This is a genomic window from Bartonella bacilliformis KC583 (assembly GCF_000015445.1).
Classification (GTDB): domain Bacteria; phylum Pseudomonadota; class Alphaproteobacteria; order Rhizobiales; family Rhizobiaceae; genus Bartonella; species Bartonella bacilliformis.
In genome coordinates this window covers 1,261,774-1,287,413 of the sequence record NC_008783.1, presented here as the reverse complement: position 1 = coordinate 1,287,413, position 25,640 = coordinate 1,261,774, and the positions used below count along the sequence as shown (strand labels likewise).

Sequence of the window (25,640 nt, the reverse complement as noted above, 5' to 3'; positions counted from 1 at the left end):
ATTCTCCTATATTTTTGACTGTTATACGCGTCATTTCAGCGAAATTCATGAAGCAGTACGCTGCTTTTTCTATAAAACCCACACTCAAATATAATCTCTTTCTCTAAAAATAAAAGAATTTTTATACTGTAAATAAAGCTTTAAAATTTTTTTTCATGAATTAGCTTTTTCACCGACAAAACTGTTTGAGCTTGCATTTGTAATCTGAATTGCCATCACAGTACCAATAGGGGCTTGTGTATCCACAACAACAGGTAAAAGCCAAGGTGAGCGCCCCACAATTTGTCCAGGGTGGCGACCATCTTTTTCAATAAGGACATCAGTTGTTTGACCAATTTTAGAGCGTAAAAATCTATGCTGTTGGTCGAGAAGAAGTGCTTGTAAACGTTGAAGACGATCATTTTTCACTTTTTCATCAACCTGATTTTTCATTGTTGCACCGAGCGTTCCAGGACGGGGTGAATATTTGAAAGAATAGGCTGAACTATAGCCTACTTGTTCAATGAGTTTGATGGTTTCTTCAAAATCGTCGTCAGTTTCTCCTGGAAATCCCACAATAAAATCACCTGAAAAAGCAATATCAGGCCGTGCGGTGCGAATTTTTTCAATGAGATTGAGATAATCAATAGCTTTATGTTGTCGATTCATTGCTTTTAAGATGCGATCTGATCCCGATTGAACAGGAAGATGCAAGTAAGGCATCAGTATATCAAGGTTTCTGTGTGCTGCAATGAGACTTTCATCCATATCACGGGGATGACTGGTTGTGTAGCGCAAGCGCTTTAAGCCATCAAGTTTAGCAAGATGATAGAGAAGGTCACCAAGACGCCAAGTTTTGCCGTCGGTACTTTGTCCATGCCAACCATTAACATTTTGTCCAAGAAGTGTAATTTCTTTGACATCAGCTTCGATAAGTTGGCGAGCTTCATCAGTAATTTGTTCAACAGAACGTGATATTTCAGCGCCTCTTGTGTAGGGAACAACACAAAAGGTACAGAATTTGTCGCAGCCTTCTTGAACTGTTAAAAATGCGCTGACTCCTCTTTTTTGGACAGCACGTTTATTATGAGGTGGTAAATGATTAAATTTATCTTCAACAGCATAATTTGTTTCAACAATTTTTTTCCCTTGTTGAGCTTGTTGTAATAGTTCTGGTAGGCGATGGTACATTTGTGGTCCAACAACCAGATCTACCGTTGGAGAACGGCGTAAGATTTCATCTCCCTCAGCTTGAGCGACACAACCAGTAACACCAATCATCAAAGGTTTTTCAGATGTCCGTTTTTGGCGCATCATGCGCAAGCGACCGAGGTCAGAATAGAGCTTTTCTGCTGCTTTTTCACGAATATGGCATGTATTAACAAGAATGAGGTCAGCATCATTAGGTGTTTGTGTCGTGACATACCCTTGCGCGCTGAGACTATCATTCATTCGTTGGCTATCATAAACGTTCATTTGGCATCCATAGGTTTTAATAAAAACCTTTTTGGACGCAATAGGAGGCGTATTTTTCGAGTTTGATTGTTTCATAGTTCATTGTTAAACATTTTTTATGCAAATCTCAATCTGTTTGCTTAAAAGTTTTCTGCATAATGATGGCATCTACGAAACCATCTTTTGAAGGATAGTAAGCAAGACGTTTGGAAATTTTTTTAAATTTGAAGCGTTGATAAAGAGCTAAAGCAGAAAGATTGGTTTCTTCCACTTCTAAAAAAAGTTTTTTAGCGCGCTCATGATAAAGATGACGAAGGGTATGATCAATGAGAAAATAGCCAATTCCTTGCTGACGATGATGAGGATGAACCGCAATCGTTATGATTTCTGCTTCATCAAGAATAAGACGGCATAAACAAAATCCAAAAATTTGGTGAGGTTGCCCAATAGGGCAGGCTTTGTAGCCAAAAATGGAAGGATCTTTTAAAAAAGTATCAAAAGTTTGCTCTTTCCAGGTTGGAATAAAGCAACTTTGGTGAATTTTATGAAGAGCTGCACTGTCATCAGGCTGTAGAAATGTGATCCAAAAATGCTTTTTTGTTAATGAAAATTTAGCCATTATTTTTTCTGGGCAAGGCAAAATTGGTTTGTTGTTTTGCATCAGCATCACGTAAATAGAGTGGACGAGGTGAAGCTTGTGGTTGCTTATTGGAAGCAAGGTGAGCATAGATTGCGATGTCAGCTGTTTCACATGCGACTTGATCTGATATGATCACCGTGTTTGTTTTATCGTTCTGGTTCTGAATGTGTAAAGCAACGGTGTTGGTTGCTGAACCCGTTAATATGGTTTGTGGTGGTAGATCTGCAATAATATGCTCAAGCGTCTTCAGGCTAGGTTCACTCAATGCTGTGAGATCTTTATTGAAATTTTGATGATAAAATATCCCTCTGCCAGCTTCAATGATAACAGCAACTGCTGATAAGGTATCTTCATTGGGGGCTTGTTGAAGTGCTTGTGCTGCTAATGCTTCAAGTGAGCTTATCCCGATAGCTGGTATTTCTAATGCTAGTGCTAGAGCTTTTGCTGTCGAAACACCTACACGCACACCCGTAAAAGATCCAGGTCCAATATTGACGGCAATGCGATTAATTTGATTAAGAGTGATATTGGCATTGTGAATTATTTGGGCGATTTGTTCAATAAGTTTTTCAGCGTGGTTTTTGTTCATGCGTTCGCTGATGCGCGCAACAACTGATGTGTGATGAATAAGTGCAACGGTGCAGTGGGTGAAAGCAGTATCTATAGTAAGAATGAACATAAATACCTTTTAGCTGAATATAGAGATAAACAAAAGATTAGCCATAGCTTTTTAAGTATTTTTGTTTTGTTAGTGTATTTTGGAATTCTACAAGAAAAAGTGATACCAATGTATAAAATTTTAGAAATATTTTATCATGATGATTTACAAATTATATTGAAGAAAACGCAGTTGGATTCTCTAATCAAAAGGAGCAGTAATAGATAAAATAAGATGATGGATAAGCGGAGATAATTTTAAAAATTGGTTCTTGCTCGTAAAGCTGCAGCTAAAGTCCCATCATCAAGATAATCTAATTCTCCACCTACTGGCACACCATGGGCAAGTCGGGTAATTTTAATGGAAAAGTTGGAAAGTTGATCAGTAATGTAATGAGCTGTTGTTTGCCCTTCAATAGTGGCATTAACAGCGAGAATGATTTCTGTAATTGGATCTTTAATAACACGGTTTATTAAGGAGGTAATGTTGAGCTCATCGGGGCCTATACCATCCAATGGAGATAATCTTCCACCTAATACATGATAACGTGCTAGTAAAGTTCCTGCGCGTTCAAGAGCCCAGAGATCAGAAATATCTTCAACAACAATAATCGTTCCATTATCGCGTCGAGGGTCTGTACAAATTGAACATGGATCAGTGGTATCGATATTACCGCAAACAGAACAAATGCGGACTTTATCGACAGCATCTCGTATTGCGGTTCCCAATGGTTCTAAAAGTGCTTCTTTTTTTTTGATAAGGTGAAGTGCAGCACGGCGCGCTGAACGCGGACCAAGTCCTGGTATTCGCGCTAAGAGATGAATAAGACGCTCAATCTCAGGACCTGTAATATGTTTAGCCATGCTATCTGTTATTCTGAAAGTTTAAACCAAAGTTAATTCATGAAAATGGGAGCTTAAAACCTGGTGGAATTGGTAGACCTGCCGTTATATTTTGGGTTTTTTCTGCCATAGCTGTGCTAATTTTTTCTTTAGCTTCGTTATGGGCTGCCATGATAAGATCTTCAAGAATTTCAGATTCTTCAGGTTTGATAAGTGAAGGATCAATTTTAACTTCTGAGATAATATTTTGGCCATTTAAGGTAATGCTGACAAGTCCACCGCCTGCTGTACCTGTGACTTTCAGATTCACCATTTCATCCTGAATCTGCTGCATTTTTTGTTGCATTTCTTTGGCTTTTTTCATTATGTTTGTCATATCATTCATAGCAATTTGTCTCCTCATTTTTCATTCGGGTTATTATTTTCATTTTCAAAGCTATTCAATGTTAAATCAAGATCATTTTCTTGTTGATTTAGACGAATATCAACAATTTTTGCTCCTGGAAAATGGTTGAGAATTTTTACAATATCAGGATTTGTTTGTACATCAGAAAAAAGGGCTTTTTGGGCAGCTGAATTTTCTTCCTGTAAAGTTGGTTTTCCTCCCTTATTGACCAAAGTTATAGCCCAGTGTTGTCCAGTCCATTGATGTAGCATTTTTTTGAGATCACGAGCAAGTGAGTGTGGAGCGTCTTCAGCAAGTCTCAACACGATATGCCCTGGTTCAAAAGAAACAGGGTGAATAAATTCTGTGATAAGCAATTTGAAGTGGATGTCACGATGCTGGTCAGCCAGTTTAACGATATCATGCAAAGAATTGATAACGAAAGGGTGTTGTTCTGATTCTTTCACTGTTGATGAGGTAGAGAATAAATTTGCGGAATCTGGTAAAGATTCAATCATCGAAGAAATTTCTTCTGTCTTAAGAGAGTCTGCGCTTTTAGAAGTTTGAAACCCTAATGATTTTGAGAATTGTGAAGAAAAATCAGGTTTGTTGTCTAAAGGTGTTGTTAGATTGCGTTGGTCTTTTTGTGAGTTTGAGCTTTGTGAAGCAGAATGTATATGTGCAGTTTTTTCCTCTATTGTGTTGTTGATGTTTTGCGTCTCTTGATGAGAATGATTCTGAATAGTTGTGAGGGAAGAAGAAAGATTTTGTGTAAGTTGTGTTAAAGCTTCATCAAGTGTTGGTAAATCAGTAGCGTGGGTGAGACGAATTAACAACATTTCAGCAGCTTGAAGAGGGCGTGCTGCTTGGTTGATTTCTTGCAGACCTTTGAGCAACATTTGCCAAGTTCGAGAAAGAACGCGGATAGAAAGTTTTTGAGAAAAATCTAAGCTTCGTAAGCGCTCATCCTCTGTCAAAGATAGATCTTCCGTTGTTTCTGGTATCAAGCGCAATCGTGTAACCAGATGATTAAAGTTAGCTAATTCTGCTAATACAGAAAAAGGGTCAGCACCTGCATCGTATTGACTGCGTAATTCGTGCAATGCACTAACAATATCTCCTTTCATGACATAGTCAAAGAGGTCGATAATACGTGCCTGATCTGCTAGCCCTAACATTGTGCGCACAGCAGTGGCATTGATTTTGCCATTGCTATGAGCGATTGCTTGATCAAAAATGGATAATGCATCGCGTACAGATCCTTCTGCAGCACGGGCAATTATTGATAACGCTTGTTCTTGAACTTCAACTTTCTCGTGTTGAGCAATTTTATGCAAATGTGCTACCAGAGCAGATGATTCGACACGTCGTAAGTCAAAACGCTGACAGCGAGAAAGAATCGTAATAGGAACTTTGCGAATTTCTGTTGTTGCAAAAATAAATTTTACGTGCGGTGGTGGTTCTTCCAGTGTTTTCAATAAGCCATTAAATGCTTGTGTTGAAAGCATATGCACTTCGTCAATAATATAAACTTTATAGCGTGCAGAAACAGGGCAGTAACGTATTTGTTCAATAATCTCACGAATATCATCAATACCAGTATGCGAAGCAGCATCCATTTCTATGACATCGATGTGGCGACCTTCGATGATTTGTGTACAGTGTTCACCGAGTGTATTAAACACCGTTGTCGGTTTGTTAATATCTTTTGTTTCGTAGTTGAGTGCTCGTGCTAAAATGCGGGCTGTAGTCGTTTTTCCTACGCCACGAATTCCTGTCAATATCCACGCTTGCGCAATACGTCCTGCTTCAAAGGCGTTAGTAAGGGTGCGAACCATTGTTTCTTGACCAATGAGGTCAGAAAAATTTTGAGGCCGATATTTACGAGCGAGAACGCGATAAGGTGTTGCTGTCGGCATATTGTTTATCAATGGTTCCAGTTTTAAAGGCTTTTTTGAGTATATCTCAATAATATAAAGATACAGATTAAAGAGAATATTCTCATATAAAAAAACTTTTTATCAAATCAATTTATTTTCTGTAAGAAAATGGAACTATTTATTTGAGAATATCCAAAATTTCTCAGTTTATTAAACAGCATAACCATAAAGAGATTTAAGATACTGCATTAATCAAAAAGTAGATAGATAGTTGATTTGATGAGGTAGGAAGCTGACACAATGACCCGTACCAGAACTCGTTGGGGCTGCTTCTTTCCAGACCTGACCCGGTTGGCGAGCGGTTCGTCCACTTGCAGCCTCCCAGTTTCATATTGTCGATTTATAACCAAAAATCAAGCTAAGAAACAAAAAATATGGCAAGAATAATTGAAAAGCTTTCCTTTGTTTAATTTTTTATTTGAAATAAAAGGCACTAACTTCTTCCAGTGTTTTAGTCGCTGTTTTTGTTACGCTTGGGCAATATAGAGAATACACAAATTCTTGGTTTAAGACAGGATATTATTTTATTGTTAGCATGTAATTATTCAGATAATTCAACTAAAAGAGAAAATGTTATCAATCTCTATGAATATAGGAGGAAACTGGCTATGAGCCCAGAAATGATAAAGGTTCAACTTGTTGAATAGTCCATCCAATGCGCAATTATTGCCGAATATATATGAGAAACACAAAATTTAAGGAACAGGAATGGTCACTCCATTTTTATGCTAAAATCTTGCGTACTTTTTCAAGGTCGTGGTGTGTATCGACACCTAAGAGAGCTGTATCAACAATTTCTACATCAATACGCATATTATTTTCTAATGCACGTAATTGTTCAAGTTTTTCACGTTGTTCGAGGGTGGATGGTTTAAGTGATACAAATTTTTCAAGCGCTTTGCGTCGATAGGCGTATAGCCCAATATGATGATACAGAGGGCCATTGCCATAAGGAGCTGTTGCACGGGTGAAATAGAGTGCGCGGAGGCGATTTTGAGCAATCGGTGTGCCAATAATTTTGACAATATTAGGATTGTTTTTTTCATTATCTTCAATAATCTCAGCACCCAAGGTTGCAATATCTGTTAAGTTGTTTTTTAAGAGCTGTAAGACACTAATAAGAGCATTGGGTGTAACCGTTGGCAAGTCACCTTGTACATTTAAAATAGCATTGTAACGTTGTTCAGGATCAATGCGGGTTAAAGCTTCATAAATACGATCAGATCCTGATTGATGATGAGTATGCGTCATAACATATTCATGGCCGTAAGCTGTAACGGCTTGAGCAATTGCATCATGATCTGTTGCAATGATGGTAGGCCCTAGTGCAGCTTCTTTTGCTCGTTCTGCAACATGAACAATCATTGGTTTCCCAGAGATTTCAGCAAGAACTTTTTCTGGAAGACGGGTTGACCCCATACGGGCAGGAATAAGAATAAGTGGTTTAAGAGTCATTGCAAAAGTTCCAAATGCTTTAGTTTGATATTCCTGTATTATTGTAAAGGATAATGAAAAAGCTTAAACTTAAGGTGATGTAAAAATATGAACGTTAAATTTTAATGAATCGATTGATATTCGCTTGTTGCATTTGTGTTTGTTTGTTACTGCCAATTGTTTTGGTAGGGTTTTTCTTTATTTACCATGTCGTTGATAGTGATTCTGAACAGGTTCAAAAGTCCCATAACATTAAGGATAATAAAACGATTCAAGAAACACAACATATGTCTCATCCTCCTCTATTATTGAGTGATCGCCTTCAACAAGGAAATATTGAAAATGGGCGTAAGCTTTTTCGTCAATGCGCCATATGCCATGCATCTGAACGTGATGGAGCCAATCGTATTGGTCCACCACTTTGGGGGGTAGTAGATCGACCTTTCGCAGTTATGAAAGGTTTCACATATTCAAAGGCATTACGGGAAAATTCTGATAAGAAATGGGATTTTGTTACTCTGGATCGTTATCTTCAATCGCCTCGTAAAGAAATTCCAGGAACAACGATGTCTTTTCGTGGGGTCAAAAATGATCAAGATCGTGCTGACCTTTTGCTTTATTTGCGCAGTCTATCTGATCATCCTGTTCCTTTATTAGGTCATGAAAATGGTGAACAGAATTAGTTTATGTTAACAATGTTTAATTTAGGAGCATATATAGCAAGTTTTTTTCTGTTATTTTGGCTGCACAGATTTATTAAAAGATTTGTTATCAATCCACTATTTGGAGGAGTTGATTTAATGCAGTTTTGTCAAAAGGTGAAAACAAAAAAATGCTAGCCTATATTCTGCGGCGTTTTTTACTAATTATACCAACGCTTATCGGAATTTTAACGGTAACGTTTATCATTATCCAATTTACCCCTGGTGGGCCTATTGAAAATATTATTGCTCAATTGCAAGGGATGGGGGGTAATGCTGCGGGGTAAATAGCTGGGGAGTGATATTGGTCTTTCTTCCCAGGTGGTGTTGGATGGCGTTTAATTGAATCATCTGCCCATGGGGATTTTAAATATCGTAGTGCACAAGGGTTGGATCCAGAATTTATTGCTAAGCTCGAACAGCAATTTGGTTTTGATAAGCCGCCTTTGGAACGTTATTTGACAATGCTTGGTAACTATTTGCGTTTTGATTTTGGAGAGTCTTATACACAAGGGACGTTCGGTTATTGCACTTATTAAAGATGATTTACCTGTTTCTCTCTCTTTAGGTTTTTGGCATTTATTAATTTCTTATGCTATTTCTATACCACTGGGAATTCGTAAAACTTTCAAAGAAGGATCTTCTTTTGATATTTGGACAAGTGCTATCACTGTTATTGGTTATGCGATTCCGAATTTTCTCTTTGGTATTTTTTATTAGTTTTCTTTGCTGGTGGGTCTTTTTTTGATTGGTTCCTACTGAGCCATTTAATTTCCGATAATTTCGATCAATTACCTTTTTTAGGAAAAATATTTGATTATCTACATCATTTGTCTTTACCATTGACAGCGATGATTATTTCTTCTTTTGCGACAACGACCTTGACTAACAAAAAATTATTTTCTGGAAGAAATTTGCCAACAATATGTCATTGCAGCTCGTGCGAAGGGATTGAGTGAGCGCTCGATACTTTATGGTCATATTTTTCGTAACACCATATTAATATATTAATTTTGGCAGCTGGTTTTCCTGCAGCTTTTATGGGATCATTTTTTAGTGGGTCTTTATTGATTGAAATGCTCTATAAATGGCATGGAGTTTTTGGGTTATACTTCTATTGTTTATCGTGATTACTCTGTTGTATTTGCGACCCTTTATATTTTTTCGCTGATTGGTCTTATTGTTAGTCTCATTTATGATATCATTTATATGCTAATTGATCCACGCGTTGACTTCGATAAAAGGGAGTTATGATGGAAAAGACACAACATCGTAAAGTGTATAACTCTAAATTAGAGAAACAGCCTTTTTGTCTCCGTTGAATGCACGTCGTTGGCGTAATTTTAAACAAAATCGTCGAGGTTTTTTGGTCACTGTGGCTTTTTTTATTTTTGTGTTCTTTTTCAGCAGAATTTATTGCCAATGACCGACCGTTCCATTATCGCTTCTTATAAAGGGGAGCTCCTTTTTCCTGTTTTTTGTGATTATCTTGATGAAAAATTTGGTAGAAGTTTGGCTGTAGCAGATTTTCGTGATCCTTTAATTCAAAGTGAAATTACAGAATATGGTTGGGCAGTATGGCCACTGGTTCGTTATTCTTATAGTACACTAGTCAGTAATAAAACTACAGCATTGGCGCTTCTTTTTTGGTTAGAAAGTACAGTGTATCAATTATTCATAAGGGGGTTCCGATCCAGATTGTACCATAAGTCGGTGGAATTGGCTTGGAACAGATGACCCTGACACGTGATATTTTTGCACGGGTTTTATATAGTTTTCGATTATCAATAATTTTTAGTATTCTTCTGATAGCTATTTCTACTTTTATTGGGATTATTGCGACGGACAGTTGATTATGTAAAGGCTGTTCACGATGTTGATATTACTATTCGTGCTGGTCAAACGCTTTGTGTTGTAGGTGAATCACGTTCAGGAAAAACCACTTTGGGGCTTGCGCTGATACGGATGTTTATTTCTGAAGGTCATATTAATTTTGATGGCATTGACATTAGTAAGTTTACTTTTAAGAAGATGTATCCTTTGCGTCGTCATATCCAGATTGTTTTTCAAGATCCTTTTGGCTCACTTTCACCGCGTATATCTGTGAGTGAAATCATTACTGAAGGGTTATCGATTCATGAATCCAAGCTTTCCTATTTTGAGCGCAATGATCGTGTAGTCGAAGCGTTGTGTGAAGTTGACCTGGATTCTTCTATACGAGATCGTTATCCCCATGAATTTTCTGGTGGACAAAGGCAGAGAATTGCTCTTGCACATGCAATTATTCTTAAGCCGCGCTTTATTATGTTTGATGAACCAACATCATCTTTAGATATGAGTGCACAAGCACAAATTATTGATCTTTTACGTCGTCTACAACAAAAGTATTGCTTGGGTTATCTGTTTATTAGTGATGATTTGAAAGTTGTTAAGGCACTTGCTCATGAAGTGGTTGTGATGCGTAATGGAAAAATAGTTGAGTATGATTTTGCGGATCGTATTTTTTCTTGTCCTCAAAATTCCTATACGCAAAATTTAATGGCTGCTGCATTTTCTTGAGAAGTTGGCCGTTTGTAGAAAATTGTATTAAATTTTGCTGATAGTCCATTATAGAGAAGGATTTTTCCTACCAAGGGATCTCCAATATTTGTAATAAGTTTAATGGCTTCCATTGCTTGTAGGTTGCCTATAACGCCTGGTAAAGTCCCGATGATTCCAGCTTCAGCACATGTGGGTATTATGTTGGCATCTGGTGGGTTAGGGAATAAATCACGATAATGAGGATTATTGTCTTTATAGGGCATGAGTACTGTTAATGAGCCATCAAATCGGTTTATAGCACCACTTATTAGAGGTTTAGACAAAAGAGCAGCACGGTCAGCAAGCAAATAGCGTGTTGCAAAATTATCACTGCCATCGATAATTATGTGATAAGCACTAAGCAATGTATCTACATTACTCTCATCTAAGCGTAAATTATGTTTTTCAACTGTAATATGAGGGTTTATTGCCTTTATAGTGCTTTCAGCACTGACAGTTTTATATTGGTGAAGTGTATTCGTCGTGTGGATAATTTGACGATGTAAGTTAGAAAGTGAAACGATGTCATCATCAACAATTCCAAGTGTTCCAACACCTACTGCAGCAAGATAGGTTAGAACAGAAGAGCCAAGACCGCCTGCGCCGATAACAAGAACACGGGCAGCTTTGAGTTTTTGTTGTCCCGCTCCGCCAATTTCAGGCAAAATAATATGGCGCGCGTAGCGCTCAATTTCTTCTTCGCTAAATTTTTCGTCAATTTCTTGTATCATGAGCTTTCTCCTGTCATAGTCTTTTTATCGTTTAATAAGTTTATGGCTTATTAAGCCAGTTTGCTTTCAGCAATAGGAGATTTTACTGATGAAAATTGCGTTTCAGATGGATCATATTTCAACGATTCAAATTCAAGGAGATACGACATTTGCACTTGCTTTGGCAGCGCAAGAACGCGGACATCATCTTTTTCATTACACACCGGATCGCTTATCTATGCATAATGGCTGTATCATTGCATGGTTAGAGCCATTAACTGTGCATGATAAAGAAGGAGATCATTATCAATTAGGGAAGCCTGTACGCACAGAATTAATGGATATGGATGTGGTTCTTTTACGCCAAGATCCGCCTTTTGATATGCATTATATCACGACAACTCATCTTCTAGAACGCATTCATCCTAAAATTCTGGTTGTGAATGATCCGGTATGGGTACGTAATAGCCCAGAGAAGATTTTTGTTACGGAATTTTCTGATTTAATGCCAGAAACATTAATTACAAAAGATATTGAAGAAGTGAAGGCATTTAGAACAACAGTTGGTGATATTATTATTAAACCGCTCTATGGTAATGGGGGAGCGGGTGTTTTTCATCTGAAACAGGATGATCGCAATTTGACATCGCTCTTAGAAATGTTTGAAAAAAGTTATCGTGAACCTTTTATTGTTCAGCGCTATTTGGATGGGGTTCGAAAAGGGGATAAACGTATTATTTTGCTTGATGGTATGCCTGTCGGGGCGATTAATCGTGTTCCAGCAGAAACGGACGTCCGTTCTAATATGCATGTTGGAGGTCGAGCAGAAAATACTGATTTGACTGAACGCGATCATGAAATTTGTGCACGTATTGGTTCAGTCTTGCGGGAACGTGGTTTTTTTCTTGTAGGAATTGATGTGATTGGGGATTATATAACGGAAATTAATGTTACTTCTCCTACAGGAATTCGTGAAATTAAACGCTTTGGTGGTGCAGATATAGCCTCTCTTTTTTGGGATATTATTGAATCCAAACGTTCGCGTTAAATTTGTTTGAATAGATGGCTAAAGTGTGATTTGGTTATAAAGTAACAAACATTTTTTGATTGTGTGGTATGCTGCAGATTGTAAACGAGCATTTAAGTTGTTTCAATGATACTAAAAAAGGCCTTTTAACATTAGGGAATTTATAGATGAGTAAATTATCATCGGTTGGAGTAGGACTGATTTTCATGGTTACATCGTTGGTTGATGTTAGCAATGCTCGTGATCGAATTCAGATTGCAGGTTCATCTACAGTTTTACCTTATGTAAAAATTGTTGCTGAGACATTTGGAGAAGTTTATCCTAATTTTAGGATTCCAGTCGTCGAATCGGGCGGTTCAGGTGCTGGTATTAAAGAATTTTGTCGTGGTATTGGAAAGAGTACAATTGATATTGTAAATACCTCACGCGCAATGAAACCAAGTGAGTTACGATCTTGTTTTGATGCTGGTGTAAAAGATATTGAGGAAGTTCGCATCGGGTATGATGGGATTGTTTTTGCAACAGATATTAGTGGTCCTGATTGGGAATTACGACCAATAGATATTTATAAAGCTCTTGCTGCTCAGGTTATGGTGAATGGAAAATTGCAGCCAAATAAGGTAAGAAAGTGGAGTGCGGTTAATAGTGCTCTTCCTGATTGGGTGATTGCGGTTTATATCCCTGGTGAAAAACATGGAACACGTGAAGTTTTTGAAGAAAAATTGCTCATTGAAGGCTGTAAGGACAGTGGAGCCGTTAAGGCGATGAAAGCTTTAGGGATGAATGATAAAGAGATTAATGCTGCATGCATTGCTGTGCGTAAGGATGGGAAGGCTATTGATATTGATGGAGATTATTCTGAGACATTTGCTCGTCTAACTTCTCACAAAACAGGTATTGGTGTTTTTAGTTGGTCTTTTTATGAAAATAATGCTGACAAAATTAAGGTTGTACGTATTAATGATGTTGAACCAATCACTGAAACAATTTTCAGTGGTCAATATCCAGTTTCGCGTCCGCTTTTCTTTTACGTTAAAAAAGAGCATTTAGGCATTGTACCAGGTTTATGGGAATATGTTGACTTTTTCCTTTCTGAGGAAATGATTGGTCCAGATGGTCCATTAGCTGAATATGGTTTGGTTATTGCTCCTGAAAAAGAACGGCAAGAACAACGAGATTCTTTTTCTGCGAGTACAGTGATGACTTTGAAGTGATTTTCTGAGTTTTGATATATAGATTCTTCTGTGTTGCTTTTTTGTAAACATTAAAAGATAATATGCCCGTGTCTCTGGTTATTTCACTGCTATTAATTTTGGGTTGTATAGGCTTTTGCATTTCTTATATGCGAGCTTCTCATCTTGAGTCGACAGGACTCAAAATGCATTCTCGTGCACATTATTATGGTTGGTGGACATTTGTAATGATTGTTATTCCAGCCCTTGTTTTTTTAATGTCTTGGCATAGTGGGAGTTTAGTTTACTTAGAATATAGTGCTTTGCAGGAAGTTGAGGCTGTAGAAGAATCTATAATAGAAACTGTTAATCGTGATATTGTTTGGGCGACTATTTGTAGTTTAGTCAAAATTATGCACAATTTTGAGGAGATTCTGTCTATTGCTTCTTATGGAGATGTGCGGACACAATTGTTAGCAAAGGGATTTGTTTTGCCCGTAGAGGCACCGGAATATGTGTTGCGGATAGCAAAGTCGTGGTACTTTTTTTCTGAAAAATTGCAATTTATAGGGCGTATTTTACTTTTTATTATTGCGTTTGGTGGCTTTGTCTTTGGAGTGATGCATGTTGCTCCACATCAACGTGTGCGCAATAAAGTGGAGCGTTTAATTATTATTGGGTTGTTTTGTGCATCTACGATGACGGTTTTAATAACAATCGGTATTGTAGCTTCCATGTTTTTTCAGACGGTTAGTTTTTTTCAATTTGTGCCGTTTTCAAATTTCTTTTTTGGGACGGTTTGGGATCCCCGTTTTTCAGCTAGTGGTTCTGGGGATGAGATCGGACAATTTGGTTTAATACCGTTACTTGCCGGTACATTTTATATTGCGTTTGTGGCAATGATTTTTGCTGTTCCTGTTGGGTTATTTGCTGCTATTTATATGGCTGAATATGCTTCTAGTAAATTACGGTCAATTGTAAAACCACTATTGGAAGTACTTGCTGGTATCCCAACAATTGTTTATGGTTTTTTTGCTTTGATGGTTGTTGGACCTTTTTTGCGTGATCTCTCTATTGCTCTTTCTGGTGGAACTGGTTTTATCATGGCCCAAAGTGTTCTGACTGCTGGTTTAGTGATGGGAATTATGCTCATCCCATTTGTTTCATCTTTATCGGATGATATTATTACTGCTGTTCCACATTCTTTGCGTGAAGGTTCATATGGCTTAGGAGTAACGCAATCTGAAACGATTAAAAAAGTTGTTATACCAGCAGCACTTCCTGGGATTGTGGGAGCAATTTTGTTGACAGCATCACGTGCAATCGGGGAAACAATGATTGTCGTTTTAGCAGCAGGTGTTGCAGCGAATTTGACTCTTAATCCATTTGAAGCAATGACAACGATGACAGTTAAAATTGTTAATCAATTGACCGGTGATCTTGAGTTTAATTCACCACAAACTCTTGTAGCTTTTGCTCTAGGGATGACGCTTTTTGTTTTTACTCTTTTGATGAATATTTTTGCTCTTTACATAGTGCGTAAATATCGAGAGCACTACGAATGAAAGAGCATTCTCTCTCTCATCGTAGAAATATTGGCCTAAAACGTCGCTATTGGGCTGAGCGTCGTTTTCGTGCTTATGGTTTAATCGCCATTTTTATTGGTTTGTCCTTTTTGGCTATTCTTTTATGGTCTGTGATCAGTCGAGGTTATACAGCTTTTTTTCAAAGCGAAATGGCATTATCGGTTTATTTGGACGAGAAAATAATTGATCCAAATGGACAACGTATGATCAATCCAAAAATATTAATGACTGCCAATTATCCGCTTCTTATAAGCAATGCTTTAGCTACAAAACTTGGAGTAGATCACAATGATCAGGTATTGATGCGCAATGTTAGCCGCATGTTTTCTCATGGCATACGTGTTCAGTTGCGTGATATGGTGATAAAGAATCCAAATCTGATTGGAACAACACAAAAAATTAAAGTTTTAGCGGCAGCAGACATTGACTCAGCTTGTAAAGGGCAGATTAATCTTCATGTTACAGGAAAAAATCGCAAGATTTTTGATCAAAGAATAGAGTGGATGAAGCATTTAACGGATGATGGTACGCTTTATCAGGCATTTAATTATGGTTTTTTTATATCGGGTGCATCAAGTCGCCCTGAGACTTCAGGATTAGGTGTCGCCATCATGGGCTCTCTTTTTATGATGATTATTGTTTTAATGGGTTCATTGCCTATTGGGATGGCAACAGCTATTTATCTTGAAGAATATGGGCACAAAAATAAATTGACAGATTTGATAGAGATTAATATCAATAATCTTGCTGCGGTTCCTTCGATTATTTTTGGTCTTTTAGGGCTTTCTGTTTTTATTAATGTGTGTGGGATGCCGCGTTCAGCGTCTTTTGTTGGTGGGCTTGTTTTAACTCTTATGACATTGCCAACAATTATTATTGCTACCCGTTCTGCTTTGCGGGCTGTTCCGTTTTCTATTCGTGCAGCAGCTTTAGGGTTGGGAGCATCGAAAACGCAAATGGTTTTCCATCATGTTGTTCCTTTAGCTGCACCTGGTATTTTGACTGGTACAATTATTGGTTTAGCCCAGGCATTGGGAGAAACAGCACCTTTACTTTTGGTTGGGATGGTTGCTTTTGTTGCGAATATTCCTACAACGCCGATGGATCCAGCAACTGCTTTGCCTGTTCAAATTTTTATGTGGGCTGGTGAGGCAGAACGAGCTTTTGTCGAAAAGACATCGGGTGCTATTATTGTATTAATGATTTTTCTTGCTGTTATGAATATTGCAGCTGTTCTTTTGCGGCGACGATTTGAGCGGCGTTGGTAATTTAAAGAAAGTTTTTATATTAAATAAGGTTAGGTCTGTAATGAAGATCAAAATGCGCGGTCAAAATGTGAAAGTTTTTTATGGAGGGAAAGAAGCGCTTCATGGCATTACTCTTGATATCTTAAAACATAAAGTTACTGCGTTAATTGGCCCTTCAGGCTGCGGGAAATCAACTTTTTTACGTTGTTTTAACCGTATGAATGATATCATTGAAGGCGCTAAAGTAACGGGTCTTGTTACTTTAGATGATGAGAACATCTATGATTCTCAGATTGATGTTGTAGAATTGCGCACACGTGTTGGGATGGTTTTTCAAAAACCCAATCCTTTTCCAAAATCTATTTTTGAAAATGTTGCTTATGGGCCAAGAATTCATGGTTTAGTGAAATCCCGTGCTGAGTTGCATGATGTGGTTGAAAAAAGTTTGAGACAGGCTGGGTTATTTGAAGAGGTAAAAGATCGCCTTCATGGGGCAGGGACGAGTTTGTCAGGAGGGCAGCAACAACGTTTATGTATTGCGCGCGCTATTGCGGTGAATCCTGAAGTGATTTTGATGGATGAACCATGTTCAGCTCTTGATCCAATTGCAACAGCACGTATTGAAGAACTTATTGATGCGTTACGGGAAAATTATACGATTGTTATCGTAACACATTCAATGCAACAAGCTGCGCGTGTTTCTCAATATACAGCTATGTTTCATTTGGGGCATCTAGTAGAAGTTGGTGAAACTGAAATGATGTTTACTTCACCGAAAGAGGAACGTACGCAAGATTATATTACAGGGCGTTTCGGGTAAGTCGAATTGAGGAGTATACGATATGTCTATGAGTCATACCGTCCGTTCTTATGATGTAGAGTTAAAATATTTAGCAGAAAAAATTGTAGAGATGGGTGATTATGCGGAGAGAATGATTGAATGTTCTTTGGCATCGATTGTTTCTGATGATCTTCATCTTGCTGCTAAGGTAATTTCTGATGATTTATTTTTAGATGAAGCAGAACGTGATATTAATGAAAAAGCAATGACGATTATTTGTAGACGTCAACCGATGGCTGTTGATTTGCGTGAAATTGTTGGTGCTATTCGTATTTCTTCTGATCTTGAACGGATTGGGGATATGGCAAAAAACATCGCTAAGCGAGCGGTTGCTATTTCAGAAATACGTCAACCAGCTGCTTTTTACCGTGGGCTTGAAGCGATTACAGCTTTGGCACTCAATCAGCTAAAAGAAGTGTTAGACGCTTATACACATCGATTATTGGATCGCACTGATGCGGTACGTGACCGTGATAATAAAATTGACGCTTTGTATACGTCTCTTTTTCGGGAGCTTTTGACTTATATGATGGAGGATATGCGTAATATTACAGTTTGTACGCATTTGCTTTTTTGTGCAAAAAGTGTTGAACGAATTGGAGACCATGTTACCAATATCGCTGAAACACTGCATTATATTATAACAGGTCATTATATGTCCTTTGATCGCCCTCGTGATGACCTTACGTATGAAGTTGGAGTGAAAGATAAGAAAATAGATTAAGCGCTAGTCTTGAAAGAAAATGAAAGTGGGCAAAAGAATATTTCAGACATTAATAGTTGCTTCAGCGATTAAGAATAGAATAATTTATTAAATACGCATCATGCGGGTAATGAAATATCCTTTAGATTAAGATTTTCTTATTATTTTTTATATATTAGTTCTCCCTGATTACTCTATGTATTAAGATCTTCTGAAAAGCTAATAATTGGCGATATATATTTCTTCAATTTACATTTAGAGTTTATCCTCATTTTATTGTTTTCAGAAACATAGGAACTTATTGCATAAGATGAAAAAAAATCGTTGGATTATGATTGTTGCACTTTCTTTATTATCGTTTATTACGGCGGGCTGCTCTGCAAATTATTTGGGTATAAAAAAGGTAGATGATAATAAAAAAGCTAAGGAAACTGTATATCCACTGACAGAGCGCCAATGTTTGATGCGTGCAATGTATTTTGAATCCAATCGTTCAAGTCGTGAAGGTATGATTGCTGTTGGCACGGTTGTTATGAATCGTGTTAATTCAACGGCTTATCCAAAGACAATTTGTGGTGTTGTTGGTCAGCGCAAACAATTTGCTCCTGGTGTGTTAACGCGTCCTATGACTGAGCGGGCGTCTGTTGCTCGTGTTAAAGAAGCAGCAGATGCTGTTTTACGTGGTGAAAGAGATAAAAAAAGTAAAAACGCCATGTTTTTTCATACCGCTGGATTGTCTTTTCCATATAAGAATATGCACTATGTTCGTGTAGCAGGGGGAAATGCTTTTTATGAAAAGCGGGCGCGTAATGGGTCGCTTCAGGTTCCTATTAATGACCGCCCTTACGATGTTTCTTTTGCTTTTGCTCAAGAACGTTCCGGTAATGTACCGAGCTTTGTCGATTTAGATCTGGACAAGAGAGAAACAAAAGAAAATGAGATTCAAAAAGCGTTTGCTTCAATGGAGGTAAAGCGGAAAAATAAAATAGATATATCTTCTTCTTTTGCTGTTGCGCAACTTAGTACAATTCCCATTCCTATGCCTTCACCTAATCGTACTGATAGGATGCAGGGTAGTAAATTAGTTCAGGTGTATGCTATTCCTTCACAAAGTAAGTTAAATGCAGTTGTTGCAATGTTAGAAGAGCGTTACAGAATTCGATAATTGTTTATAACCAAAGAGGTATTGGTGATGTGCTTTGACATTCATATGAAGGCGATTTTTCCTGAAATGCTTGATCATCTTGCAGAAGTTGCAGTAAAAGTAGGGCTTAATCTACAAAAAGGACAAGATCTTGTTCTGACGGCTCCAGTTGAAGCTTTACCTTTGGTACGACGTATTGCTTATCATGCTTATAAAGCTGGTGCTGGTGTTATTACACCAATTTTGGGCGATGAAGCTCTGGTATTAATGCGCTTCGAAAATGCACATGCTGAAAGTTTTGATTGTGCACCTTCTTGGCTTTACGAGGGAATAGCGAAAGCTTTTGAAAATGGTGCAGCGCGTTTAGCGATTGTTGGTGATAACCCCTCACTTCTTTCTAATCAAGACTTAGATAAAGTAACACGGTTGAATAAGGCCTCTTCAATGGCTTATAAACCCGCTCTTAACAAAATATCCAATTTTGCTATTAATTGGTCAATTATTGCTTATCCCACAGTAGGATGGGCTAAGACGATGTTTCCTGATTTGCCAGTTGATGAAGCCGTTAAAAAATTAGCTGATGCGATTTTTTCTGCTTCACGCATTATAGAAAATGATGCAGTGCATGCATGGAATGCACATAATACAAGTTTAAAAAAGCGTTCATCATGGCTCAATGAGCAGCGTTTTTCTGCTTTGCATTTTACAGGGCCCGGCACTGATTTAATCGTTGGTCTGGCTGATGAGCATGAATGGCAGGGGGGAGCTTCTATAGCTCAAAACGGTGTTGTTTGTAATCCTAATATTCCAACTGAAGAAGTGTTTACTACCCCTCATGCTTATAAGGTTGAAGGTTTTGTTCGTTCAACGAAACCACTATCTTATCAAGGAGCACTGATTGATAATATTGAGGTGCGTTTTGAAGCGGGGCGTATTGTTGATGCGCGTGCTTCGTTAGGTCAGCAAGTCTTACAACAGGTTTTACAAAGTGATGAAGGTGCAAGTCGATTAGGTGAGGTTGCTCTTGTTCCGCATTCTTCACCCATTTCTAAGAGTGGATTACTTTTTTATAATACATTATTTGATGAAAATGCTGCATGCCATATTGCGTTAGGGCAGTGTTATTCCAAATGTTTCTTAGGTGGGTCATCGTTGACAGCAGAAGAGATCGCAATGCGTGGTGGTAATAAGAGTATCATTCATATTGATTGGATGATTGGATCAGGTGAGATCGATATAGATGGTATTACGCAGGCTGGTACGAGAGTTCCTGTATTTCGTCGGGGAGAGTGGGCTTAATATTGTTATTTTTTTAACAGCACTGTGTTTGTAAGATAAAAAGATAAATGCCTGAACTTCCTGAGGTAGAAACGGTTCGTCGTGGTCTTGAGCCAGTTTTGATGGGTTCAAGGATTATATCTGTTTCACTGGGCTGTAAAAATCTACGATTTCCTTTTCCAGAGTCGTTTTCTGAGCGTCTTACAGGTAGAATAATCATAAAGCTTAGTCGGCGTGCAAAATATTTATTGTTTCATTTATCACAGAATGAAACGATTGTAAGTCATTTGGGAATGTCAGGATCATGGCGTGTAGAGGATGATCTTTTAAGGAAAAAGCACTCTTATATGGGTAAATTGGTTGCGCATGATCACTTCATCATGAGTTTTCAAGCAACAAACGGTAAAATATATCGTCTTATTTATAATGACTCTCGTCGTTTTGGTTTTATGCTTTTAGCAGATACAATGAGACTTTATGAACATCCGCTTTTAAGGAATCTAGGGCTTGAACCTATAGACAATGCGGTTTCTGGGGCTTATTTACAAAAGGCTTTTATCAATAAGAAGACATCTCTCAAAGCTGCTTTGCTTGATCAGTCTATTGTTGCAGGTCTTGGGAATATTTATGTGTGTGAAGCACTTTGGCGCAGTTATTTATCTCCAGAGCGTAGAGCATTGACGTTGGCATCAAAAAGTGCACATGCATGCGAATTAGCAAAGTGTTTAGCACAGAATATATGCGATGTGATTTCTGAAGCGATTTTTTCTGGTGGTTCTTCTTTGCGTGATTATGTTCATATTGATGGCTCACTTGGTTATTTTCAACATTGTTTTTCGGTTTATGGGCGAGAAGGAAAAGAATGTTCACGATGTGGTATGCATATTGTGCGTATTGTGCAGTCTGGACGTTCAAGCTTTTATTGTCCACAGTGTCAGAAATAAATAAAGCGTCTTGCAAAATCTTATAATAGGCTTAAAGTAATTTATAAGTTTTCGCTAGGATTAAGAGTTTTTTATGCTTGATAAAGTTTTAACACACCTTGATAAAAATATAGACAAAAGCTTGGAACGTCTTTTTTCTCTTTTGCGTTTTCAATCAATTTCTACAGATCCGGCCTATAAAGACGCGTGTCGTCAAACAGCTGATTGGCTGGTGGAGAATTTGAAAACTATTGGTTTTGAGGCTTCACGCCGTGAAACATCAGGTCATCCGATGGTTGTTGCCCATCATCCAGGGCCTTCAGATGATTGTTTGCATGTATTATTTTATGGGCATTATGATGTCCAACCTGTTGATCCATTGAATTTATGGAAAAATGAGCCGTTTGAACCTTCTTTGCAAGAGCGGGATGGAGAAAAGGTTATTTGTGCTCGGGGCGCTTCAGATGATAAAGGCCAGCTTATGACTTTTGTTGAAGCATGTCGTGCATTTAAGGAAGAGACAGGTCAGCTTCCTGTTAAGGTTACTATTTTATTTGAAGGTGAAGAAGAAACGGGTTCTCCTTCATTGGTTCCTTTCTTAAAAGAAAATGTTGATGAGCTTAAAGCTGATTGTGCATTAGTTTGTGATACCTCAATGTGGGATGCTAATACACCTTCGATTTCTGTTGGTCTTCGAGGGTTGGTCGGGGAAGAAATTATTATTACGGCAGCTGATCGTGATTTGCATTCTGGTTATTTTGGGGGTGCAGCAGCCAATCCTATTCATATTTTAACCAACATTTTAGCGGGCCTTCATGATGATAATGGGAAGGTGACGCTTCCTGGATTTTATGATGGTGTAGAAGAAACACCTCCACATATTTTGCAATCATGGAATGAGCTTGGTTATGATGCAGAAAAATTTCTAAACCCTATAGGTCTTTCTATTCCTGCTGGTGAAAAGGGACGTAGTGTTTTAGAACAAATATGGGCTCGTCCTACAGCTGAAATTAATGGTATTAGTGGGGGCTATGAGGGTGAGGGGTTTAAAACGGTTATTGCTTCTCAAGCAAGTGCAAAAGTTTCTTTTCGCTTGGTACATAGACAAAATCCAGAAAAAATACGTCAAGCTTTTCGCGATTATGTAAGTAGTCTTATACCCGCTGATTGCTCAGTTATATTTAAGGAGCATAGCTCTTCTCGAGCTATTCAACTCTCTTATGATTCACCTTTTGTTGAGGCAGCAAAGGATGCGTTATCACAAGAGTGGGGTAATCCTGCTTTATTAATTGCTATGGGTGGTTCAATTCCAGTTGTTGGTGATTTTCAGTCAATTTTAGATATGGAAGCTATTTTGGTTGGATTTGCATTAGCTGATGATCGTATTCATTCACCTAATGAAAAATATAATCTAAAGTCATTTCATAAAGGGCAGCGGTCTTGGGCACGTATTCTTACAACTTTAGCAAATAGGAAGATAAATGATAGACATTCGCGTTCATCAAGGTGATTTGCCGAATTTAGATAATTATTGTGTTGATGCTGTTGCAATTGATACTGAAACTTTAGGGTTACAACCGCATCGTGATCGTTTATGTGTTGTGCAGCTTTCTTCTGGTGATGGCACAGCGGACATTATACAGATTGCTAAAGGGCAAAATAGTGCTCCCAATTTGGTAAAATTGCTTGCAGATAAGGCAATAACCAAAATATTTCATTTTGGGCGTTTTGACCTTGCTATTTTAGCGCATACATTTGGCATTATGCCAGATGCTGTTTTTTGTACGAAGATTGCATCAAAGCTTACTCGCACCTATACGGATCGTCATGGTTTAAAGGAAATTTGTAGCGAATTATTGAATGTTAATATTTCTAAACAGCAACAATCATCGGATTGGGCAGCAGAAACTTTATCGCGTGCACAGATTGAATATGCGGCATCTGATGTTTTATATCTGCATCGTTTAAAAAGTGTATTTGAAGAGCGTTTAAAGCGTGAAGAAAGAGAAGATGTTGCAAAGGCCTGTTTTCAATTTTTACCTGTGAGAGCAAAACTTGATCTTTTAGGATGGCCAGAAATTGATATTTTTGCACATAGTTGAACTTAAAAACTTATTTTACATGCGTAGAGAAAATGGCTTATCAATGATTCTTATGTGTAGATGTTATGCGTGTCCGTTTTTATTAATGTAAACAATATTACCAAAAGGCATTGATTTTCGTAGAAATTCAAAATCGGTTTCTTCACTTTTTGTTTTCTCAAAGTGGACATCTCCCACTTACGCATTGATTAACTAAAGCGCTTATCGGTAAACGCCCATTTCCTCTTCTATCATCTCCTTCTCCAGTACAATTATTTTGAGAAATCGTGACACTCAGAGGATTTGTTTCTTCTCCGATTAATTGCAATGTTGCGAAAGAACTAACAATGTTTAAATGACTTCTTTGAGCAAGTCGCAATAAAACAAGATTAGGGTCTGTTGTTTCTGAGACTTGATCAGTAAAATCGAAAAGACTCATTGAAGTGTTCGTTGGAATAACCTTAAGTCCAGAAGAAGAACGCAAAATTGGAACTGCATGCCTAGCTATTTCACCACCTGGAAGATTGTAGGTAATTAGACCTATCCAAACTGTTCCAGGAGATGCAGCTAAAAGCGCTCTAATAGAGTTTAAAATCTCACTTTGACCAGTGGCTAAATTTGATAATCTCCAATTAAAACGTGGTAAAATAGACTGTGTTGTTGAAGATGCTATTCTGATGGCTATCATATCACTTGTTTCCGTTGGACTTAAAGGAACGCCATAGAATTGGGGAGCATTACGCATAACACTATGGATAGAGGGAAATCTTTGACTTAATGAGATCATAGGATCAGTATGGGGAGCTGTATCGAAAAAATACCCTCGATTTGGAAGAGATGATCGTGAATAATATTCTTGCAGTTCAGCAATCATCTGGTAAGTGTGCAAAAGACAGGTTCCACATATTCCCACACTCAATGTAGTATCTGTTGTCGTGGTAGCGATATCATGAAGCCGTTTCCGCCATTCATCATTCAATTTGAAAGTAGGAGGCAAAGACCGCTTAACTCTTGTTTTAACATGAGAGACGGTTTCCTTTTTTCCGGGAGCAGGGCAATAGGCAAGTGTGTCCTCTAGATTTCCATTGACATAGCGAGTCCAGCGCTCAATGTCTTCAGAGAAAATAAACCGAGATTTAGGGGAATTGCCTGTATCTTGTTTAAGATAACCGGGTTTAGCTGTATAAGGTATTCCCCAACTGGTGCCATATTGGGTAATTCTTAAAAAATTACCTTGATGATCCATGAGTGGTCCCTCGCGTCCGGTCAAAATAGAAAGGTTCCAAAAGCCAATATCCTTTTTACTATAGACTTTATCGTTGCAAAATTTCCATTCTACCCAATCCCAATTATCTGAGGAGGACTGTTTGGAAACCATGCAAGCAATCACCCCAGAGGAAGGAAAATATCTAGCAATGTGACCATTTTCTGGATTGTAGTAAAGATCAAAAATTTTTGGTTGAGGTCCATTGTCTGAAATATAATATGTAGAAAAGCTAGAGCGGCTTACAAATTTCCAACCCAAGAAGGTTTTGAGATTTAAATTTGCAGGAGAAGCGATAGTATTTATCCATTTCTGCATTGTGATGCTCAAGGTATGATTATAATAATCTCCTGCATTTTTTGAAATATAAGCGTACCATCCGTAGTCTTTAACACGAAATCTTTCATCAGCTGTATAAAAAGCATTATCTTTAATAATCCAACGCTGGTTTGCGTCGTTGATGACACAAGGTCTCAATAAAATATAATTCCAATTTTGTGTGTCATCATCTCCAATGCCCGTAACAGAACTAGGGGCCGTCATGCACAACCAAACATTATTCACATTCCAACCTATTCGTTGAAAGACATCATATCGAGCAGGTAGAGCACTGGAAGAAGAACAATCGTTGAGGTAAATATAACTTTCACCATTCACAAATGCTGGAGCATAACAATATTCGCTTCCAGTATGCACTTTAACACGAATTGCTTTATCAATAGGCTTATCGGGAAGTTTTTGAGAAATAGGCGCAGCAGAGAGAACAGTAATACTAATTACAATTGTATGCAGTAAAAAAACACAGATAAATAGAAGCAATTTCGACAATGTATTTTTCCTGATATTTTGAAAAAACGAGACACTATTGATTATGTATTTTGCTACATGTGCATTCTGACACTGAATATTCTTTATGGTTTATTTAAGGCAAAAGACAGATTAAATTATTTGAAATAAAGGTAAGAAAGTTATGCAAAATTAATAAAAAATATATTGGATTATGATAGTTTATATCTTTATTTACCAATTTAAACAGCTTTGGTTTTATAG

At 37.7% G+C, this 25,640-nt stretch carries 21 protein-coding genes, 1 other RNA gene and 3 pseudogenes; 15 read left to right on the top strand and 10 right to left on the bottom strand.

Annotated features, from left to right (window positions below):
• Positions 1–153: 153 nt before the first annotated feature.
• From miaB to BARBAKC583_RS06020, 8 genes are all read right to left on the bottom strand, one after another.
• The gene (gene miaB, locus BARBAKC583_RS06050) at positions 154–1,530 is read right to left on the bottom strand and encodes a tRNA (N6-isopentenyl adenosine(37)-C2)-methylthiotransferase MiaB (RefSeq protein ID WP_005767957.1); all 1,377 of its coding nucleotides are present in this window, start codon (positions 1,528–1,530) and stop codon (positions 154–156) included.
• Positions 1,531–1,561: 31 nt separating this feature from the next.
• Complete coding sequence (gene rimI, locus BARBAKC583_RS06045) at positions 1,562–2,053, bottom strand: ribosomal protein S18-alanine N-acetyltransferase (RefSeq protein ID WP_005767955.1); 492 nt, start codon at positions 2,051–2,053, stop codon at positions 1,562–1,564.
• Entirely contained in the window at positions 2,046–2,753 is a 708-nt protein-coding gene (gene tsaB / locus BARBAKC583_RS06040) for a tRNA (adenosine(37)-N6)-threonylcarbamoyltransferase complex dimerization subunit type 1 TsaB (protein WP_005767953.1), read from the bottom strand. The genes rimI and tsaB overlap by 8 nt, the downstream gene beginning before the upstream one ends.
• 236 nt (positions 2,754–2,989) lie before the next feature.
• The gene (gene recR / locus BARBAKC583_RS06035; protein ID WP_005767951.1) at positions 2,990–3,595 is read right to left on the bottom strand and encodes a recombination mediator RecR; all 606 of its coding nucleotides are present in this window, start codon (positions 3,593–3,595) and stop codon (positions 2,990–2,992) included.
• Between the two features lie 37 nt (positions 3,596–3,632).
• Positions 3,633–3,959 (bottom strand): YbaB/EbfC family nucleoid-associated protein, encoded by a 327-nt coding sequence (locus BARBAKC583_RS06030; RefSeq protein WP_005767949.1) that lies wholly within the window; start codon positions 3,957–3,959, stop codon positions 3,633–3,635.
• A 14-nt stretch (positions 3,960–3,973) separates the two neighbouring features.
• Positions 3,974–5,887, bottom strand: coding sequence for a DNA polymerase III subunit gamma/tau (locus BARBAKC583_RS06025; protein ID WP_035453357.1), 1,914 nt, complete (start codon positions 5,885–5,887; stop codon positions 3,974–3,976).
• 236 nt (positions 5,888–6,123) lie between these two features.
• An RNA gene (gene ffs / locus BARBAKC583_RS06890) (signal recognition particle sRNA small type) lies at positions 6,124–6,221 on the bottom strand.
• Positions 6,222–6,622: 401 nt separating this feature from the next.
• Positions 6,623–7,354, bottom strand: a complete 732-nt coding sequence (locus BARBAKC583_RS06020; RefSeq protein ID WP_005767945.1) for a 3-deoxy-manno-octulosonate cytidylyltransferase — start codon at positions 7,352–7,354, stop codon at positions 6,623–6,625.
• A gap of 104 nt (positions 7,355–7,458) precedes the next feature.
• Between BARBAKC583_RS06020 and BARBAKC583_RS06015 the strand changes: the two genes are divergently transcribed.
• The 4 genes and pseudogenes from BARBAKC583_RS06015 to BARBAKC583_RS06000 all read left to right on the top strand — a co-directional run.
• Complete coding sequence (locus BARBAKC583_RS06015) at positions 7,459–8,016, top strand: c-type cytochrome (protein ID WP_005767943.1); 558 nt, start codon at positions 7,459–7,461, stop codon at positions 8,014–8,016.
• 149 nt (positions 8,017–8,165) lie between these two features.
• Positions 8,166–9,288 (top strand): annotated as a pseudogene (gene yejB / locus BARBAKC583_RS06010) (microcin C ABC transporter permease YejB).
• Positions 9,285–9,875: pseudogene (locus BARBAKC583_RS07250) on the top strand (ABC transporter permease family protein); the annotation flags it as partial. The pseudogenes yejB and BARBAKC583_RS07250, both read left to right, overlap by 4 nt.
• A pseudogene (locus BARBAKC583_RS06000) lies at positions 9,850–10,593 on the top strand (ATP-binding cassette domain-containing protein); the annotation flags it as partial. The pseudogenes BARBAKC583_RS07250 and BARBAKC583_RS06000, both read left to right, overlap by 26 nt.
• Here the strand turns inward: BARBAKC583_RS06000 and BARBAKC583_RS05995 are convergent.
• The gene (locus tag BARBAKC583_RS05995) at positions 10,557–11,345 is read right to left on the bottom strand and encodes a molybdopterin-synthase adenylyltransferase MoeB (protein WP_005767938.1); all 789 of its coding nucleotides are present in this window, start codon (positions 11,343–11,345) and stop codon (positions 10,557–10,559) included. The pseudogene BARBAKC583_RS06000 and the gene BARBAKC583_RS05995 sit on opposite strands and share 37 nt — an antisense overlap.
• A gap of 88 nt (positions 11,346–11,433) precedes the next feature.
• Here BARBAKC583_RS05995 and gshB point away from each other — a divergent pair, with 88 nt between their 5' ends.
• From gshB to BARBAKC583_RS05940, 11 genes are all read left to right on the top strand, one after another.
• Positions 11,434–12,372: a glutathione synthase gene (gene gshB, locus BARBAKC583_RS05990; RefSeq protein ID WP_005767936.1), complete on the top strand. Its 939-nt coding sequence runs from the start codon at positions 11,434–11,436 to the stop codon at positions 12,370–12,372.
• Positions 12,373–12,518: 146 nt separating this feature from the next.
• Positions 12,519–13,565 carry a PstS family phosphate ABC transporter substrate-binding protein gene (locus BARBAKC583_RS05985; RefSeq protein ID WP_005767934.1) on the top strand — a complete coding sequence of 349 codons (1,047 nt, stop codon included), beginning with the start codon at positions 12,519–12,521 and terminating at the stop codon, positions 13,563–13,565.
• A gap of 62 nt (positions 13,566–13,627) precedes the next feature.
• Entirely contained in the window at positions 13,628–15,088 is a 1,461-nt protein-coding gene (gene pstC, locus BARBAKC583_RS05980; protein ID WP_011807429.1) for a phosphate ABC transporter permease subunit PstC, read from the top strand.
• Positions 15,085–16,377: a phosphate ABC transporter permease PstA gene (pstA, locus tag BARBAKC583_RS05975; protein ID WP_005767927.1), complete on the top strand. Its 1,293-nt coding sequence runs from the start codon at positions 15,085–15,087 to the stop codon at positions 16,375–16,377. The genes pstC and pstA overlap by 4 nt, the downstream gene beginning before the upstream one ends.
• A gap of 40 nt (positions 16,378–16,417) precedes the next feature.
• Entirely contained in the window at positions 16,418–17,176 is a 759-nt protein-coding gene (pstB, locus tag BARBAKC583_RS05970) for a phosphate ABC transporter ATP-binding protein PstB (RefSeq protein ID WP_005767925.1), read from the top strand.
• A gap of 22 nt (positions 17,177–17,198) precedes the next feature.
• The gene (gene phoU / locus BARBAKC583_RS05965) at positions 17,199–17,921 is read left to right on the top strand and encodes a phosphate signaling complex protein PhoU (RefSeq protein ID WP_005767923.1); all 723 of its coding nucleotides are present in this window, start codon (positions 17,199–17,201) and stop codon (positions 17,919–17,921) included.
• 289 nt (positions 17,922–18,210) lie between these two features.
• Positions 18,211–19,065 carry a cell wall hydrolase gene (locus tag BARBAKC583_RS05960; protein WP_011807428.1) on the top strand — a complete coding sequence of 285 codons (855 nt, stop codon included), beginning with the start codon at positions 18,211–18,213 and terminating at the stop codon, positions 19,063–19,065.
• A gap of 27 nt (positions 19,066–19,092) precedes the next feature.
• Positions 19,093–20,343: an aminopeptidase gene (locus BARBAKC583_RS05955; protein WP_005767919.1), complete on the top strand. Its 1,251-nt coding sequence runs from the start codon at positions 19,093–19,095 to the stop codon at positions 20,341–20,343.
• Positions 20,344–20,390: 47 nt separating this feature from the next.
• A complete protein-coding gene (gene mutM / locus BARBAKC583_RS05950) occupies positions 20,391–21,266 on the top strand; it encodes a bifunctional DNA-formamidopyrimidine glycosylase/DNA-(apurinic or apyrimidinic site) lyase (protein WP_005767917.1) in 876 nt (291 codons plus the stop codon).
• 73 nt (positions 21,267–21,339) lie between these two features.
• A complete protein-coding gene (locus BARBAKC583_RS05945) occupies positions 21,340–22,755 on the top strand; it encodes a dipeptidase (RefSeq protein WP_005767914.1) in 1,416 nt (471 codons plus the stop codon).
• Positions 22,730–23,347 carry a ribonuclease D gene (locus BARBAKC583_RS05940; RefSeq protein WP_172952870.1) on the top strand — a complete coding sequence of 206 codons (618 nt, stop codon included), beginning with the start codon at positions 22,730–22,732 and terminating at the stop codon, positions 23,345–23,347. The genes BARBAKC583_RS05945 and BARBAKC583_RS05940 overlap by 26 nt, the downstream gene beginning before the upstream one ends.
• Positions 23,348–23,504: 157 nt before the next feature.
• On the opposite strand, the gene BARBAKC583_RS05935 is transcribed toward BARBAKC583_RS05940, so the two are convergent.
• Positions 23,505–25,418, bottom strand: a complete 1,914-nt coding sequence (locus BARBAKC583_RS05935) for a DUF1561 family protein (protein ID WP_005767908.1) — start codon at positions 25,416–25,418, stop codon at positions 23,505–23,507.
• Positions 25,419–25,640: the final 222 nt, after the last annotated feature.

Bases quoted from the DNA above. Each gene is read 5' to 3' on its own strand.
- rimI (WP_005767955.1), bottom strand. From the start codon at position 2,053: ATGGCTAAATTTTCATTAACAAAAAAGCATTTTTGGATCACATTTCTA.
- BARBAKC583_RS06015 (WP_005767943.1), top strand. From the start codon at position 7,459: ATGAATCGATTGATATTCGCTTGTTGCATTTGTGTTTGTTTGTTACTG.
- mutM (WP_005767917.1), top strand. From the start codon at position 20,391: ATGCCTGAACTTCCTGAGGTAGAAACGGTTCGTCGTGGTCTTGAGCCA.
- pstB (WP_005767925.1), top strand. From the start codon at position 16,418: ATGAAGATCAAAATGCGCGGTCAAAATGTGAAAGTTTTTTATGGAGGG.
- BARBAKC583_RS05985 (WP_005767934.1), top strand. From the start codon at position 12,519: ATGAGTAAATTATCATCGGTTGGAGTAGGACTGATTTTCATGGTTACA.
- tsaB (WP_005767953.1), bottom strand. From the start codon at position 2,753: ATGTTCATTCTTACTATAGATACTGCTTTCACCCACTGCACCGTTGCA.
- BARBAKC583_RS05945 (WP_005767914.1), top strand. From the start codon at position 21,340: ATGCTTGATAAAGTTTTAACACACCTTGATAAAAATATAGACAAAAGC.
- recR (WP_005767951.1), bottom strand. From the start codon at position 3,595: ATGGCTAAACATATTACAGGTCCTGAGATTGAGCGTCTTATTCATCTC.
- BARBAKC583_RS05960 (WP_011807428.1), top strand. From the start codon at position 18,211: ATGAAAAAAAATCGTTGGATTATGATTGTTGCACTTTCTTTATTATCG.
- phoU (WP_005767923.1), top strand. From the start codon at position 17,199: ATGTCTATGAGTCATACCGTCCGTTCTTATGATGTAGAGTTAAAATAT.
- BARBAKC583_RS05955 (WP_005767919.1), top strand. From the start codon at position 19,093: ATGTGCTTTGACATTCATATGAAGGCGATTTTTCCTGAAATGCTTGAT.
- BARBAKC583_RS06030 (WP_005767949.1), bottom strand. From the start codon at position 3,959: ATGAATGATATGACAAACATAATGAAAAAAGCCAAAGAAATGCAACAA.
- pstA (WP_005767927.1), top strand. From the start codon at position 15,085: ATGAAAGAGCATTCTCTCTCTCATCGTAGAAATATTGGCCTAAAACGT.
- pstC (WP_011807429.1), top strand. From the start codon at position 13,628: ATGCCCGTGTCTCTGGTTATTTCACTGCTATTAATTTTGGGTTGTATA.
- BARBAKC583_RS05995 (WP_005767938.1), bottom strand. From the start codon at position 11,345: ATGATACAAGAAATTGACGAAAAATTTAGCGAAGAAGAAATTGAGCGC.
- miaB (WP_005767957.1), bottom strand. From the start codon at position 1,530: ATGAAACAATCAAACTCGAAAAATACGCCTCCTATTGCGTCCAAAAAG.
- BARBAKC583_RS06020 (WP_005767945.1), bottom strand. From the start codon at position 7,354: ATGACTCTTAAACCACTTATTCTTATTCCTGCCCGTATGGGGTCAACC.
- gshB (WP_005767936.1), top strand. From the start codon at position 11,434: ATGAAAATTGCGTTTCAGATGGATCATATTTCAACGATTCAAATTCAA.